Annotated in this window: 11 protein-coding genes; 4 read left to right on the top strand and 7 right to left on the bottom strand. The window is 72.2% G+C overall.

The genetic code is table 11. The features are described from left to right. Positions 1-9 precede the first annotated feature (9 nt). From cutA to CHB94_RS09130, 4 genes are all read right to left on the bottom strand, one after another. A complete protein-coding gene (gene cutA / locus CHB94_RS09145; protein ID WP_254920519.1) occupies positions 10-2,406 on the bottom strand; it encodes an aerobic carbon-monoxide dehydrogenase large subunit in 2,397 nt (798 codons plus the stop codon). A 5-nt stretch (positions 2,407-2,411) separates the two neighbouring features. Next, a complete protein-coding gene (locus CHB94_RS09140; protein WP_089336265.1) occupies positions 2,412-3,977 on the bottom strand; it encodes a uracil-xanthine permease family protein in 1,566 nt (521 codons plus the stop codon). Next, positions 3,974-5,032 carry an amidohydrolase family protein gene (locus tag CHB94_RS09135; RefSeq protein ID WP_176445477.1) on the bottom strand — a complete coding sequence of 353 codons (1,059 nt, stop codon included), beginning with the start codon at positions 5,030-5,032 and terminating at the stop codon, positions 3,974-3,976. Before CHB94_RS09135 ends, CHB94_RS09140 begins: the two co-directional genes overlap by 4 nt. Positions 5,033-5,169: 137 nt before the next feature. Next, positions 5,170-7,293, bottom strand: coding sequence for an MMPL family transporter (locus tag CHB94_RS09130; RefSeq protein WP_089336263.1), 2,124 nt, complete (start codon positions 7,291-7,293; stop codon positions 5,170-5,172). Between the two features lie 81 nt (positions 7,294-7,374). On the opposite strand from CHB94_RS09130, the gene CHB94_RS09125 reads away from it, so the two are divergent. Then, complete coding sequence (locus CHB94_RS09125; RefSeq protein ID WP_089336262.1) at positions 7,375-7,842, top strand: MarR family winged helix-turn-helix transcriptional regulator; 468 nt, start codon at positions 7,375-7,377, stop codon at positions 7,840-7,842. 66 nt (positions 7,843-7,908) lie between these two features. Here CHB94_RS09125 and CHB94_RS09120 read toward each other — a convergent pair whose 3' ends face one another. From CHB94_RS09120 to CHB94_RS09110, 3 genes are all read right to left on the bottom strand, one after another. Continuing rightward, the gene (locus tag CHB94_RS09120; RefSeq protein ID WP_254920518.1) at positions 7,909-8,244 is read right to left on the bottom strand and encodes a GroES family chaperonin; all 336 of its coding nucleotides are present in this window, start codon (positions 8,242-8,244) and stop codon (positions 7,909-7,911) included. A 71-nt stretch (positions 8,245-8,315) separates the two neighbouring features. After that, positions 8,316-8,663 (bottom strand): metallopeptidase family protein, encoded by a 348-nt coding sequence (locus CHB94_RS09115; RefSeq protein WP_089336261.1) that lies wholly within the window; start codon positions 8,661-8,663, stop codon positions 8,316-8,318. Then, positions 8,660-10,093 carry a GuaB1 family IMP dehydrogenase-related protein gene (locus CHB94_RS09110; RefSeq protein WP_089336260.1) on the bottom strand — a complete coding sequence of 478 codons (1,434 nt, stop codon included), beginning with the start codon at positions 10,091-10,093 and terminating at the stop codon, positions 8,660-8,662. Before CHB94_RS09110 ends, CHB94_RS09115 begins: the two co-directional genes overlap by 4 nt. A gap of 148 nt (positions 10,094-10,241) precedes the next feature. Here CHB94_RS09110 and serS point away from each other — a divergent pair, with 148 nt between their 5' ends. The 3 genes from serS to CHB94_RS09095 are packed head-to-tail and all read left to right on the top strand — an operon-like array spanning position 10,242 to position 13,253. Further along, entirely contained in the window at positions 10,242-11,543 is a 1,302-nt protein-coding gene (gene serS / locus CHB94_RS09105; protein ID WP_089336259.1) for a serine--tRNA ligase, read from the top strand. Next, complete coding sequence (locus CHB94_RS09100; protein WP_089336258.1) at positions 11,540-12,457, top strand: HAD family hydrolase; 918 nt, start codon at positions 11,540-11,542, stop codon at positions 12,455-12,457. Before serS ends, CHB94_RS09100 begins: the two co-directional genes overlap by 4 nt. Further along, positions 12,450-13,253, top strand: a complete 804-nt coding sequence (locus CHB94_RS09095) for a Cof-type HAD-IIB family hydrolase (RefSeq protein ID WP_089336257.1) — start codon at positions 12,450-12,452, stop codon at positions 13,251-13,253. Before CHB94_RS09100 ends, CHB94_RS09095 begins: the two co-directional genes overlap by 8 nt. Positions 13,254-13,266: the final 13 nt, after the last annotated feature.

Below are 13,266 nucleotides of genomic sequence, written 5' to 3'. Positions count from 1 at the left end.
TTCCCCGCGTTACCGCCGCTCCCGGCGCAGGGGCTCGATCTCGCCCGCTGCGAATAGCTGACGCAGGCGGAACAGCCCGTCCGGACTCAACGGCATCGCCTCGATGCGGAAGCCCTCGGCGTCCTCTATCGCGCTGGCGATAGCGGCCGCCGCCGGGATCACGCCGGCCTCACCGGCGCCCTTGACGCCGAGCGGGTTGAGCGGCGAGGGGCTCTCCAGGTGGTCGATCTCGATGTGCGGCGGCACCTCGGTCGCGTAGGGCATGAGGAAGTCCATGAACGAGGCGTTGAGCAGCTGCCCGTCCTGGTCGTAGGCCATGCGCTCGTAGAGGGAGCCGCCCACGCCCTGCGCGACGCCTCCGTGGATCTGTCCCTCGACGATGAGCGGGTTGATGACTCGACCGCAGTCGTGGACCACGCAGTACCGGAGGATCCGGATCTCCGCCGTCCGCGGATCGGTCTCCACCACCACGGCGTGGATTCCGTTGGCGAAGGTCGAGCGGACCGGCGAGTGGAAGGCGAGGCTCTCCAGGCCCGGCGCGGCCTCGTCGGCCAGCGGTGGCTGGTCCTCGGCGAGAGCTCGCGCGAACCGGGACGCGTTCCGGGCCTCCTCGTCGAAGGAGTACCGCAGGGGATTAGACAGCGCGGCGACCGTCCGGAGCGGCAGCGCCACAGAGGGGGTGCCCTTCACCCGGACCACGCCGTCGACGAGCTCGAGGTCGTCCGGGTCGGCCTCCAGGGCATCGGCGGCGAGCTGGAGTGCTCGTTCCTTGATCTTCCGGGCCGCCCGGGCGACCGCGCTCCCCGCCACCACCGCGCCCCGCGAGGCGTAGGTGCCGACGCCGTACCGAATGCCCCGGGTGTCCCCGGTGGTGACATCGACGTCCCCCAGGGCTACGCCGAGCTCGGACGCCACCACCTGGGCCAGCACGGTCTCGTGCCCCTGGCCCTGGCTGGTGATGCCGGTAGCCACCGAGACGCGACCGTTGGGGGCGAGGTGCACCCGCGCCCCCTCGTACGGCCCCAGCCCTGTGTTCTCCACGTACGCGGCCAGGCCGATGCCGACGGTGCGCCCCTCGCGGCGGGCCGCGGCGCGAAGGCCCTCGAAGTCATCCCAGTCGACCAGATCCTTGAGTGCCTTCAGCGCCCCGGCGTAGTCACCGGAGTCGTAGACGACCTCGCGGCCGTCCTGGCCGCGGAACCCGTGGCCGTAGGGCAGCTGGTCGGTGGGGATGAGATTGACCTCGCGCACTGCGGCCCGGTCCATGCCCAGGTGGTCGGCGACCCGGTCCATCATCCGCTCCACCGCGAAGACTGCCTCGGGCCGTCCGGCTCCCCGGTAGGGCGCCACCATGACGAGGTTGGTGTAGAGCGCGGTGACGGTGGCCCGCTTGGCGGGCACGGCGTAGGGCCCCAGCAGGTGCGAGGAGGTGTTCTGCGAGACGACGAGCCCGTACTGGGAGTACGCGCCGATGTCGTGGCAGATGTCGATGTCATAGCCGAGCACCCGCCCGGTGTCGTCGAAACCGACGCGCACGTGCTGCCGCTGCGCGCGTTCCTGCGCGCTGGCGATGAAGTTCTCGCGGCGGTCCTCCACCCACTTGACCGGCTGCCGCAGCAGGCGCGCGGCCAGCGGGACGAGAATCTCCTCCGGCCACGGCCGTACGCCCTTGAGCCCGAAGGCGCCGCCGATGTCGGGGGTGACGACGTCGACGTCGGCGTCGGCCAGGCCCAGTAGGTGCGCCACCACGGCGCGGACGGCGTGCGGCACCTGGGTCGATGTGTGGATGACCAGCCGGCCGTCCTCACCGACCCGGGCGAGGACCCCCCGTCCCTCCAGCGGCGCTGCCATGCTCCGCTCGATGTCCAGGTTGAGGTCCAGGACGTGGGGGGCCGCGGCGAGCGCCGCGTCGACGTCCCCGCACTCCTGGCGGATCACGCCCGCGACGTTGTCGGGGACGTCGTCGTGCACCCGCGTCTCCGCGTGCCGGGCCGCTTCGATCCCCACCACCGGGGCCAGCGGCTCGTAGGTCACGCGGATCCGCTCGGCGGCGTCCTCGGCGATGTACCGGTCGCGGGCCACCACCATGACGACCGGCTCGCCCAGGTGGTTCACCTCGCCGTTCGCCAGCGCGTAGCCGGTTCGGGGAGCGATCAGTCCGGGATGAGGCAGGCTCACCGGGATCGGCTGAGCGGCCCGCCCCGGGAGGTCCTCCCACGTGTAGACGGCGACCAGGCCCTCGACGTCGACGGAGTCGGAGGCGTCGACGTCGAGGACCAGGGCATGTGCGTGCGGGCTCCGCACGAAGGCGGCGGCCAGTGCGTCGGCGCCCAGGTCGTCGAGGAACCGGCCCTGCCCCGTGACCAGGCGCCGGTCCTCGACGCGGGTGACTGCGGAACCCAGCACCGCGATCACCTCTGCTCGCCAGCGGCCGCCTCCCCAGCCCCCGCGCGGGACCCGCCGCCGCCCGTGTCCGGCCCGTCGGTGGCCGGGTGGGATCGGTCGGCGGCCGTGTCAGGTACGTCGGCGGCTGGCGACGGCGCCGTCGGCTGCGGCTCCACGTCCCCTGGCTCGCGCTGGCGGCCCGGCAGGACGAACTGCGAGACGAGGACCATCAGCAAGCCGGCCACCATCGGGTCCGACAGCAGCGGCCGGATGACCTCGGGGAGCTGCTGCAGCAGCTCCGGCGCGATCGCGTGCAGGCCCACTGCGGGGGCGAGACCGAGGGTGAGGACGGCGGCGTTGCGGGGGGTGGCCATGCTGCCGGCCAGCCGCCGGACGCCCTCGCTGGCGATCATCCCGAATGTCATGATCAGCCCGGCGCCCAGCACTGGCGCCGGCATCGCGGCGACCAGCGCAGCGAACTTCGGGACGAGGCCGAAGAGGACCATGACGGCCCCGCCGGTCGCGACGGCGTATCGGCTGCCGATGCCGGTGAGCCGGATCAGGCCCACGTTCTGGCCGTAGGTCGTCATCGGCAGGCCGCTGGTGACACCGGCGAGCGGACCGCCCAGCCCGTCGACGATGAGGGCGCCGCGCAGCTGCCGGGACGTGGGGCGCCGGTTGAGGATCGTGGCTACAGCGGTTGAGTCGCCCAGGGTCTCGATGAAGGTGGCGAGGTAGACGACGGTCATCGCGACCACCACGGCCACACCGGGCCACGACGGGGTGCCCAGCTCGAAGGGCGTGACGAAGCCGAACCAGGGAGCGTCCCGGACGCCGTCGAAGTTGATCAGCCCGACGATCGCCGCGAGCACGTACCCGACGGCGAAGCCGAGCAGGACCGACACCGGTCTAAACAGCTTGGAGGCCAGGCAGCCGAGCACGGCGATCACCACCAGGGTGACCACGCCGACCAGCAGTGCCGTGCCGGAACCCTCGTACGGCTTGCCGACGGACAGGAAGTTCCGGAGTCCGATCGGCATCAGGCTGATCCCGATGACGACGAGGAAGCAGCCGATCAGGAAGGGGGTGAACAGCCGCCGGAGTGCACCGGCGAAGAATCCGAGGATCGAGGTGATGAGGCCGCTGATGAGGGCCGCGCCGTACAGCGCGGGGAACCCGCCGGCCTTGTAGGCGACCAGCATTGGGCCGATGAATTTGAAAGTGGCGGCGTTGACGATCGGCAGCCGCGCGCCGAGCGGCCCGATGCCCAGCGATTGCACGATGGTCGCGATGCCCGCGGCGATGAGCACGCCGGATACGAGGACGCGCTCCTCGCCGGGCTCCAGCCCCACGGCCGCCGCGAATGTGAGCGGGACACCGATCATCGCGGCGAACGCCACGATCACGTGCTGGAAGCCGAACAGGATCATCTTCGGCGGGGAGGGCCGGTCGTCGAGGTCGTACAGGATGGCGACGTTCTCGTCGCCGGTGTTCGGTGTCGGCCCGTGGCCGTTGCCGGTAGACCCGGCGCTCGCCGCGGCCGCCACCGGCCGCTTCGGCGGCGTCTTGTCTCGCCCCTGCTTCCTGCTCATGCCCGGTCTCCTCTGGTGATGGCGACTGCGGAGGTGCGTTCCAGATCCGTCGGCTGTTCGAGTGGCAACCCGAACAGCTCGATGGCGTTGCGGCAGGCGATCCGCTCGTAGTCCTCGCCCTGTACGGCGTCGGCGAGGTCGATGGCGGCACCACGGGCGTCCGCGATCGGGAAGGGGTGGTCGGTGCCGAAGAGGACCCGATCGGTCCCGAGGACGTCGGCGCACAACCGCAGCGCCGAAGGTGAGAACAAGATGGAGTCGACGTACAAGCCGGGTGCGCGCTCGGGCATGCTCCGCACCGATGCCTGATCGGCGGATGGCTCCACCTCGAGGGCTCGCTTCAGCCGACCGGCCAGGGCCGGCAGCACCCCCCCGCCGTGGGCGGCGACGACCCGCAGGTCGGGATGGCGCTCGAAGGTGCCCGCCAGAACCAATCGGGCGACAGCCACCGTGGTCTCGAACGGGAAGGCCAGTGCCAGGGTCAGCGCCTGCCCGAACCCACGGGTCGCTTCCGGCGCCAGGCCAGCTGCCGGATGCACGAAGATCGGCAGGCCTGCCGATGCGGCGGCCGCCCACAGGCCCTCCAGTTCGGGGGCGTCGAGCGGTGACCGGCAGACTCGGGTGCCCACCATCACGCCGACCATCGACGGTTGCTCCGCGAGCTCCTCCAGCGTCTCGATCGCGCTGCTCACCGTGTCGTTGGGCAGCAGGCCCATCGCCCAGATCCGGTCGGGCGCCTGATCCGCCATCTCGGCGAGTTCGGCATTGACGGCGCCGGCTAGCGAGATGCTCTCGGCGCCGGGGAGTAGGTCGAGCCAGGGGTTCCCCGGTGAGACGACCGAGTGCGTGATACCGGCGTCGGACATGAACGCGAGCTTCGCGTCGAGGTGAGTGAATTCAGCGGTGACCGGAACGCCGCGGTCACCGGGGAACAGGCAGAACCGGGGCCCGCCCTCCAGATCTCGGATGAAGGGTGCTTCGGCGCGTCCTCGCAAGTAGTCGACGAGCGAGGGCGGATACACATGGCTGTGTACGTCGATCAGCGCACCGGTCACTGGCTGCCCCGTGTCCCTGTCGGATGCATGGCAGGACTGTGGCAGTCATCACGGAAGCGGTCATTGGCTGCGCCGCATCGTCCGTGGCGTCGTTGTTGTCGGTCTTCGACAACAGCGGCGGTGGCGCGAGCTTCAGGTCAGGCCCGTGCCGCCTGGCGCTCGAGGGTGGGCTCCGGCTCGGGCGCTGGGCGGCGGGCCATCCTGCTGGGCCACCAGACCCGGTCGCCGATGATCGCGACGGCGGCCGGCACGACCAACGACCGGACGACGAAGGTGTCGAGCAGGACGCCGAAGCCCACCAGGAACGACAGCTGGACCAGGAACAGCAGCGGCAGGACGGACAGGGCGCCGAAGGTGGCGGCCAGCACCATCCCCGCCGACGTGATCACCCCGCCGGTCACGGCGAGCGCGCGGAGGACGCCGGCCTTCGCGCCGTGCTGCTGGGACTCCTCGCGGGCCCGCGTCATCAGGAAGATGTTGTAGTCGATCCCGAGGGCGACGAGGAACACGAACCCGATCAGCAGGATGCCGGGGTCGCTGCCCGGGAAGTCGAAGACCCCGTCGAACAGCAGGGCGGCCACCCCCACCGTGGCGCCGACGCTGAGCACGACCGTGGCGACCAGCAGCAGCGGAGCGACCAGGGACCGCAGCAGGACGGCGAGCACGATCGTGATCACCAGGAGCACCGCCGGGACGATGACCCGCAGGTCGCGCGCCGCGCTCTCGCGGGCGTCGAGGTTGTTCGCCGTCTCGCCGCCGACCAGCGCCGACGGGTCCGCCCGGTCGAGCGTCGTCCGGAGGGTCTTCACCGTCTCGATGGCCGCGACGCTGTCCGGTGCGACGTCGAGGGTGGCGTCCAGGCGGACCTGTCCGTCCACGACGACCGGGCCGGCACCCGGCACCGGCGGGCCCTCGCCGGTGAACGGGGTCACCGACGCGACGCCGTCGGTCGCCTCCGCCGCCTCTGCGACGGCCGGCCAGGTCGCCTCCGGCGTCACGATGACCGCCGGGCTGGCGACGCCGGCCTCGAAGTGGCGGCCCAGGGCCGCCTGTCCCGCGACGCCGTCGGACTCGCCCTGGATCGCCTCGGAGAACGCGATGCCGTCGGCGTCGTAGGTGGGGGCGAAGACGGCGGCGGCGATCAAGGCGAGGACGCTGATCGCGAGCACGCGGCGGGGCCGGCGGCCGACCAGGCGGGCAACCCGCTGCCAGCCGCGTCCCTCCGCCGGCTCGACGCCGTACTTCGGGCGGAAGGGCCAGAAGGCGGCGCGGCCGAGCAGGGTCAGCGCCGCCGGCAGGAACGTGAGCGCGGCGACGACGGCGAGGGTGACGCTGACCGCGGAGATCGGGCCCAGGCCGCGGTTGGAGCCCAGGTCGGACAACAGCAGGCAGAGGACGCCGAGCACGACGGTGGCGCCCGAGGCGACGATCGGCTCCCACGACTGGCGGAGCGCGATCCGCATGGCGGTGTACTTCGACGCCTCGCGGCGCAGCTCCTCGCGGAACCGGGCCACGAGGAGCAGGCCGTAGTCGGTGGCCGCGCCCACGACGAGGATGGCCGCGATGCCCTGGCTCTGGCCGTTGACGGTGATGGCGCCGGCGTCGGCGAGCAGATAGGCGACCGCGTTGGCCGCGGTGAGCGCCAGCCCCGCCGTCCCGATGACCAGCAGGGGCAGGATCGGGCTGCGGTAGACGATCAGCAGGATGAGCAGCACGACGCCGAAGGCGGCGAGCAGCAGGAGCCCATCGATCCCGGAGAATCCGTTGGCGAAGTCGGCGAAGATGCCCGCGGGGCCGGTGACGAAGGCGTCCGTGCCCTCGACCTCGATCGCCGCCCGGAGGTCCTCCACCACGGTGACGATCTCGTCGCCCAGGTCCGGGCTCAGCGGGAGGAGCGCCTGGACGGCCTGCCCGTCGTCGGAGGGGATGGGTGGGGACGCCCGGCCCACGAGGGCGTCCGCCTCCTCGGCGACCCGCTCGGCCGCGGCGACGCGGTCGCCGATCTCGGCGAGGGTGGCCTCGTCCACGCCGTCCGTGTTCTCCCACAGGAGCACCGCCGGGATCGACTCCTCGGGTCGGAAGCTGCCCTGGAGTTGCTGCACGCGGGTGGACTCCGCGCTGTCCGGGAGGAACGCCGCGACGTCGTTTTCCTGCAGACCGGTCAGCTTGGCGCCGAGGACGGTGAGTGGTCCCGCGCCGACCAGCCACACCAGGAGGACGACGAGAGGGAGGAGCCAGCGGAGGGAGCGACGGCGAGGCATGCTGTCCCTTGATGGTCGATAATCTCGATCGTCGAGATATTAACGGGTGGCCGGGCCCGGCGCGAGGGACGGAGGTGCGGGTTGGATCGGGATGCCGCCGCCGCGCGTCAGGAGATCGCACTCCTCCTTCGCCGGCTCAACGTCGAACTGGATGCAGTCGGCCAGCGATTCGCCGAACTGCACGGCCTCAACCGCACCGACGTGCGGGCGCTCGTGGCGATCATGGACGCCGCTCGCCGCGGGGAGGCGCTCACGGCCGGCCGGCTGGGGGAGGCCGTCGACCTGCGCTCGGCCTCGGTCACCGCACTGGTCGACCGGCTGGAGAAGGTCGGCCACGTGCGGCGGGTGCGCGACCCCGAGGACCGGCGCCGCGTCGGCCTGGAGCTGTCCGATTCGGCGATGGCGGCCGGCGCCGAGCACTTCGGCGGTCTGGCGCGGGACCTCTCGGCCGCGATGGAGGACTACACGGAGGAGGAGCTGGCCCTCGTCCGGCGGTGGCTCGAGGACATGACCGGGGTGATCATGCGCCACTCCCGCGGCGCCCCGTGACCGTGCGGCCCCCTCGCAGGGGCCCGCCCTGAGCGTGCGAAGAGTGGGGGGCGAGGGGGTCCTTCGTCAGAGGTAGAGGCCGGTCGATTCCTCGATGCGCTCGGCGGCGACGGCGTGCACGTCGCGCTCGCGCAGGATGACCAGGTCCTCGCCGTGCACCTCGACCTCGTGCTGGTCCTCGGGGGAGAAGAGCACCTGGTCGCCGACCTTCACCTGCCGCACCGACGCGCCCACGCCGCGGGCCTCGCCCCAGACGAGCCGCTTGGCCACCTGGGCGGTCGCGGGGATCAGGATGCCGCCGCTGGAGCGACGGTCGCCGTCCTCCTTGCGCAGCGCCACCAGGATGCGGTCGTGCAGCATCTTGATCGGCAGCTTGCCGACGGAGGCGATGTTCTCGGGCACGTCGTCCCACGCTACTCGAAGGACCTCCTCCTCCCCCCTCGCAAGCTCGAGGCGGTGCCCTGGAGGAGGCCTCAGCCCCAGCCGAGCTCGTGGAGGCGCTCCTCCTCGATGCCGAAGTGGTGCGCGATCTCGTGGACGACGGTGATCGTGACCTCGTCGACGACGTCGTCCTCGGTCTCGCAGATGTCGCAGATCGCCTCGCGGTAGATCATGATCCGGTCCGGCAGCTCGCCGCCGTAGTGCCAGCCCCGCTCGGTGAGGGCGAATCCCTCGTAGAGCCCGAGCAGGTCCGGCTCGTCGGGGTTCCGGTCCTCCACGAGGACGACGACGTTGTCCAGCAGCTTCATCAGCTCCGCCGGCACCTCGTCGAGGGCGTCGGCGACCAGCTCCTCGAAGACCTCCTGCGGAAGGGGCTTCACCAGGACGTCGGCAACGGCCGGCCCTCCTCGTAGCCGGCCGCGCTCTGCACCCCCAGCACCGCGCGTTCGTGCAGCTGGTCGATGGTCCGGGCGCCGGCGTAGGTGCACGACGAGCGGACGCCGGCGACGATCTGGTCGATCAGGTCCTCGACGCCGGGACGGGCCGGATCCAGGTACATCCGGGACGACGAGATGCCCTCCTCGAACAGCCCGGCGCGTGCCCGCTCGAAGCCCGACTGCGACGACGTGCGGGCCTTCACCGCACGCGCCGACGCCATGCCGAAGCTCTCCTTGTAGAGCCGGCCCGAGCCGTCGTCGTGGATGTCCCCGGCGCTCTCGTAGGTGCCGGCGAACCAGGAACCGACCATCACGTTCGCGGCACCGGCGGCGAGCGCGAGCGCGATGTCGCGGGGATGCCGGACCCCGCCGTCGGCCCAGACGTGCTTGCCCAGCTCGCGCGCCGCCTCCGCGCACTCCTCGACCGCGGAGAACTGCGGGCGCCCGACGCCGGTCATCATCCGGGTGGTGCACATGGCGCCCGGTCCGACGCCGACCTTCACGACGTCGGCGCCGGCCTCGATGAGGTCGCGGGTGCCGTCCGCCGTCACCACGTTGCCGGCGACGACCGGCGTCGACCCCGCCACCGCGCGCACCGCGCGCAGCGCCTCGATCGCCTTCTCCTGGTGGCCGTGCGCGGTGTCCACGACGAGCACGTCCACACCTGCGGCCAGCAGGGCGCCGGCCTTGCCCGCGACGTCCCCGTTGATCCCGACCGCCGCGGAGGTGAGCAGGACGCCGTCCTCGTTCACGGCGGGGGTGTACAGCGCTGATCGCAGTGCGCCCTTGCGGGTGATCACGCCGACCAGCCGGTCACCCTCGACGACCGGAGCCGCGCTCACCCGCTCATCGGAGAGGACGTCGAAGATCTTCGGCAGGTCGGTGCCGGCCGGGATGGTCAGCGGGTCCCGGGTCATGACCTCCGACAACTGGGTGAACCGGTCCACGCCCTGGCACTGGCCGTCGGTGACGACGCCGATCGGGGAGCCGTCCTCGACCACGACCACGATCCCGTGCGCGCGCTTGGTCAGCAGCGACAGCGCCTCCGCGACGGTGGAGGAGGGAGCGAGCGTGATGGGGGTGTCGTAGACCGGGTGCCGCGACTTGATCCAGGAGACGACCTCGCTGACGACGTCGACCGGGATGTCCTGCGGCAGGACGGCGAGCCCTCCGCGGCGGGCGACCGTCTCGGCCATCCGCCGTCCGGAGATGGCGGTCATGTTGGCGACGACGACCGGGATCGTCGTCCCCACCCGGTCCGGCGTGGTCAGGTCCACCTCGAGCCGGGACCCGACGGAGGAACGCGCCGGGACCATGAAGACGTCGGCGTAGGTCAGGTCGTGGGCGGGGCGTGAGCCGTCCAGAAAGCGCATAGGGACATTGTCCCCGAGGTGAGCCGCATGCGAGGGCTTCCGCGTGGTGGGGGCCGGAGGCCTCCCGGCGCGGGAGCCGGAGGCACTCGTCGCAGCAGGGGTACGGCTGCTGGCCGCGGTCTCATCCGGAGGATGAGAAAGTTGTGGAGTGATCGACCTGCGGCTCGTGCGTGAGAACCCCGACCTCGTCCGTGCCAGCCAGCGGGCCCGCGGTGCCGACGAGACCCTCGTCGACGAACTGCTCAAGGCCGACACCGCCCGCCGAGAGGCCGTGACCCGGGCCGACCACCTGCGCGCGGAGCAGAAGACCGCCTCCCAGGCGGTGAAGAAGGCGACGCCGGAGGAACGGCCCGCCGTCCTCGACCGGGCCAAGGCCCTGGCCGCCGAGGTCAAGGAGGCCGAGGAGGCCCAGCGCGCCGCCGACGCCGCACTGCGCGAGGCGCACCTGAAGATCGCCAACGTCGTCGCCCCCGACGTCCCGCCCGGGGGTGAGGACGACGCGGTGACCCTGCGCACCGTCGGCGAGGTGCCTGCCTACGACTTCACGGTGCGCGACCACATCGAGATCGGCGAGGCGCTGGGCGCCATCGACATGGAGCGCGGCGCGAAGGTCTCCGGCGCCCGCTTCTACTTCCTCACCGGCCCGGGCGCGCTGCTGGAGTTCGCGCTGGCCCAGCTGGCGATCAGCCGGGCGGTGGCCGCGGGATTCACCCCGGTCATCGCCCCGGCGCTGGTCAAGCCGGAGGCGATGGAGGGCACGGGCTTCCTCGGCGAGCACGACGAGGAGGTCTACCGGGTGGAGCGCGACGACCTGTACCTCGTCGGCACCTCCGAGGTGGCCCTCGCCGGCATGCACGCCAAGGAGGTGCTCGACCTCTCCGCCGGGCCGCGGCGGTACGCGGGCTGGTCGTCCTGCTTCCGCCGCGAGGCGGGCTCCTACGGCAAGGACACCCGCGGCATCATCCGCGTCCACTGGTTCGACAAGGTCGAGATGTTCAGCTTCTGCCGGCCGGAGGAGACCGAGGTCGAGCACCTGCGGCTGCTCGCCTGGGAGGAGGAGTTCCTCCAGGCGCTGGAGCTGCCCTACCGGGTGGTCGACATCGCCGCGGGTGACCTGGGCACGAGCGCCACCCGCAAGTACGACATCGAGGCGTGGTTCCCCACCCAGGGCACCTACCGGGAGCTCACCTCGACGTCGGACTGCACCACCTTCCAGGCCCGCCGCCTCAACATCCGGTACCGCGACGCCGACGGCAAGCCGCAGACCGCCGCCACTCTCAACGGCACGCTCTGTGCCATCGCCCGCACCATCGCCTGCCTGCTGGAGGTGCACCAGCGGGCCGACGGCTCGGTGCACGTCCCGGTGGCGCTGCGGCCCTGGCTCGGCGGTGTCGAGGCGCTCACCCCGGGGATGACGCTGGCGGCGCCGGTCCCGCCCCCGGCCGCATGAGCGGTGACCGGCCGAGAGCGCTCACGGCCTACGGCGTCCTGCCCGATGGGGACCGGGTGGTCGAGCTCCGCGACCGCGACCTGGGCTCCTGGCGGCCCAAGCTGGTCGCCACCGACCTCGACGGCACCCTGCTCGACTCCGCCGGGGAGGTCACCCCGCGCACCCGCGCCGCCCTGGAGGCCTGCTGGGACGCCGGTATCCCGGTCGTCGGCGTGACCGGCCGCGGACCGCGCCTCCTGGACAGCGTCCGCGTCGCGCTCGACGGCCGCGGCATCGCCGTCCTCGCCCAGGGCGGGTTCGTCGTGGACCTGGAGCGCGACGAGGTGCTGCGCACCGTCGGCCTTCCCCGCGACCAGGCGCAGGCCGTGATCGAGGCGATCGAGGACGTCGCCGGCGAGCTCGTCGTGGCCGTCGAGGACGCCGCCGAGCAGAGCGAGATCTCCGGCCCGCTGCGGGTGCAGCACGGGTTCGACTGGCCCTATCCCGAGCCGGCGCACCTGCTGCCCCGGAACGAGGTGCTGCCGGCCGGTGCCGTCCTCAAGGTCTTCCTGCGCTCGTCCACGCTCGGGCAGGACGAACTGCTCGCGCGGGCCAGGAGCGTCGTCCACCCGGCCGACGCCGAGGTCACGCATGCGGGGCTGGGTTTCATCGAGGTGCTCCCGCCCGGGATCACCAAGGCCACCGGGCTGGCGATCGCGCTGGAGCGCTACGGCGTCGGGTTCGGCGACGTCCTCGTCTTCGGGGACATGCCCAACGACCTCCCGATGATCACGGCGGTGGCCGAGGCCGGAGGGCGGGCCATCGCGGTCGCCAACGCCCACCCCACTGTCCGCGCGGCGACGACGGGCGTCACCGGCGGACACGACGCCGACGGCGTCGCCCGCTACCTCGAGGCGGTCCTCGGCGATGTCTGACTGGAAGCCGCGGCTGATCGCCAGCGACATGGACGGCACCCTGCTGCGCTGGGACGACACGGTGAGTGAGGCCACGGTCGCCGAGCTCGAGCGCTGGCGGGCGGACGGTGTCCCGGTCGTCCTGGCCACCGGCCGGCCGCCGCGCTGGATGCGGCGGATCCGCGACGTGCTCGGCTACGGCACGGCGGTCTGCTGCAACGGCGCGGTGCTCCTCGACCTGGAGCGGTTCGAGATCGTGCACGAGGAACCGCTGCCCCCCCACGTCCTCGAGTCGCTCACCACCGAGCTCCGCCGCCGACAACCCGACACCTGGTTCGCGGTCGAGTACGGGCTGGAGTTCCGTCACGAACCCATCTACAAGCCGCGGTGGGACGTCGACGCCCCCGGCGTCGCCGAGGCGACGCTGGACGAGCTGGTCGCCCAGCCGGTGGCCAAGCTGCTGGCCCGGCACGAGCACCTGCCGCGGGACGAGTTCGTCGCACTGGTGGAGGATGTCGTGGGCGATCAGGCGACGGTCACGAACTCCTCGACGGACGCTCTCGCCGAGATCTCCGCCGCGGGGGTGACGAAGGCATCGGGCCTCGCGACCGTCGCCGCCCATCACGGCGTCGGCCCCGAGGACGTCGTCGTCTTCGGGGACATGCCGAACGACATCGCCGCGTTCGAGTGGGTGCGGGCGGCCGGCGGCCGTGCCGTGGCGATGGCGCACGCGCACCCCGACCTGATGGCCGTGGCCACCGACGTGACCGGCACGAACGAGGACGACGGGGTCGCCGCCTTCCTCGCTGCTCTCTGACGCACTCTCCCCC

The sequence above is a fragment of the Blastococcus mobilis genome, assembly GCF_900188025.1.
GTDB lineage: Bacteria > Actinomycetota > Actinomycetes > Mycobacteriales > Geodermatophilaceae > Blastococcus_B > Blastococcus_B mobilis.
Note: the sequence above shows the minus strand (reverse complement) of the source record. Positions and strands in the feature narration are given on the sequence as shown.

Bases quoted from the DNA above. Each gene is read 5' to 3' on its own strand.
- CHB94_RS09095 (WP_089336257.1), top strand. From the start codon at position 12,450: ATGTCTGACTGGAAGCCGCGGCTGATCGCCAGCGACATGGACGGCACC.
- CHB94_RS09110 (WP_089336260.1), bottom strand. From the start codon at position 10,093: ATGCGCTTTCTGGACGGCTCACGCCCCGCCCACGACCTGACCTACGCC.
- CHB94_RS09100 (WP_089336258.1), top strand. From the start codon at position 11,540: ATGAGCGGTGACCGGCCGAGAGCGCTCACGGCCTACGGCGTCCTGCCC.
- CHB94_RS09140 (WP_089336265.1), bottom strand. From the start codon at position 3,977: ATGAGCAGGAAGCAGGGGCGAGACAAGACGCCGCCGAAGCGGCCGGTG.
- CHB94_RS09130 (WP_089336263.1), bottom strand. From the start codon at position 7,293: ATGCCTCGCCGTCGCTCCCTCCGCTGGCTCCTCCCTCTCGTCGTCCTC.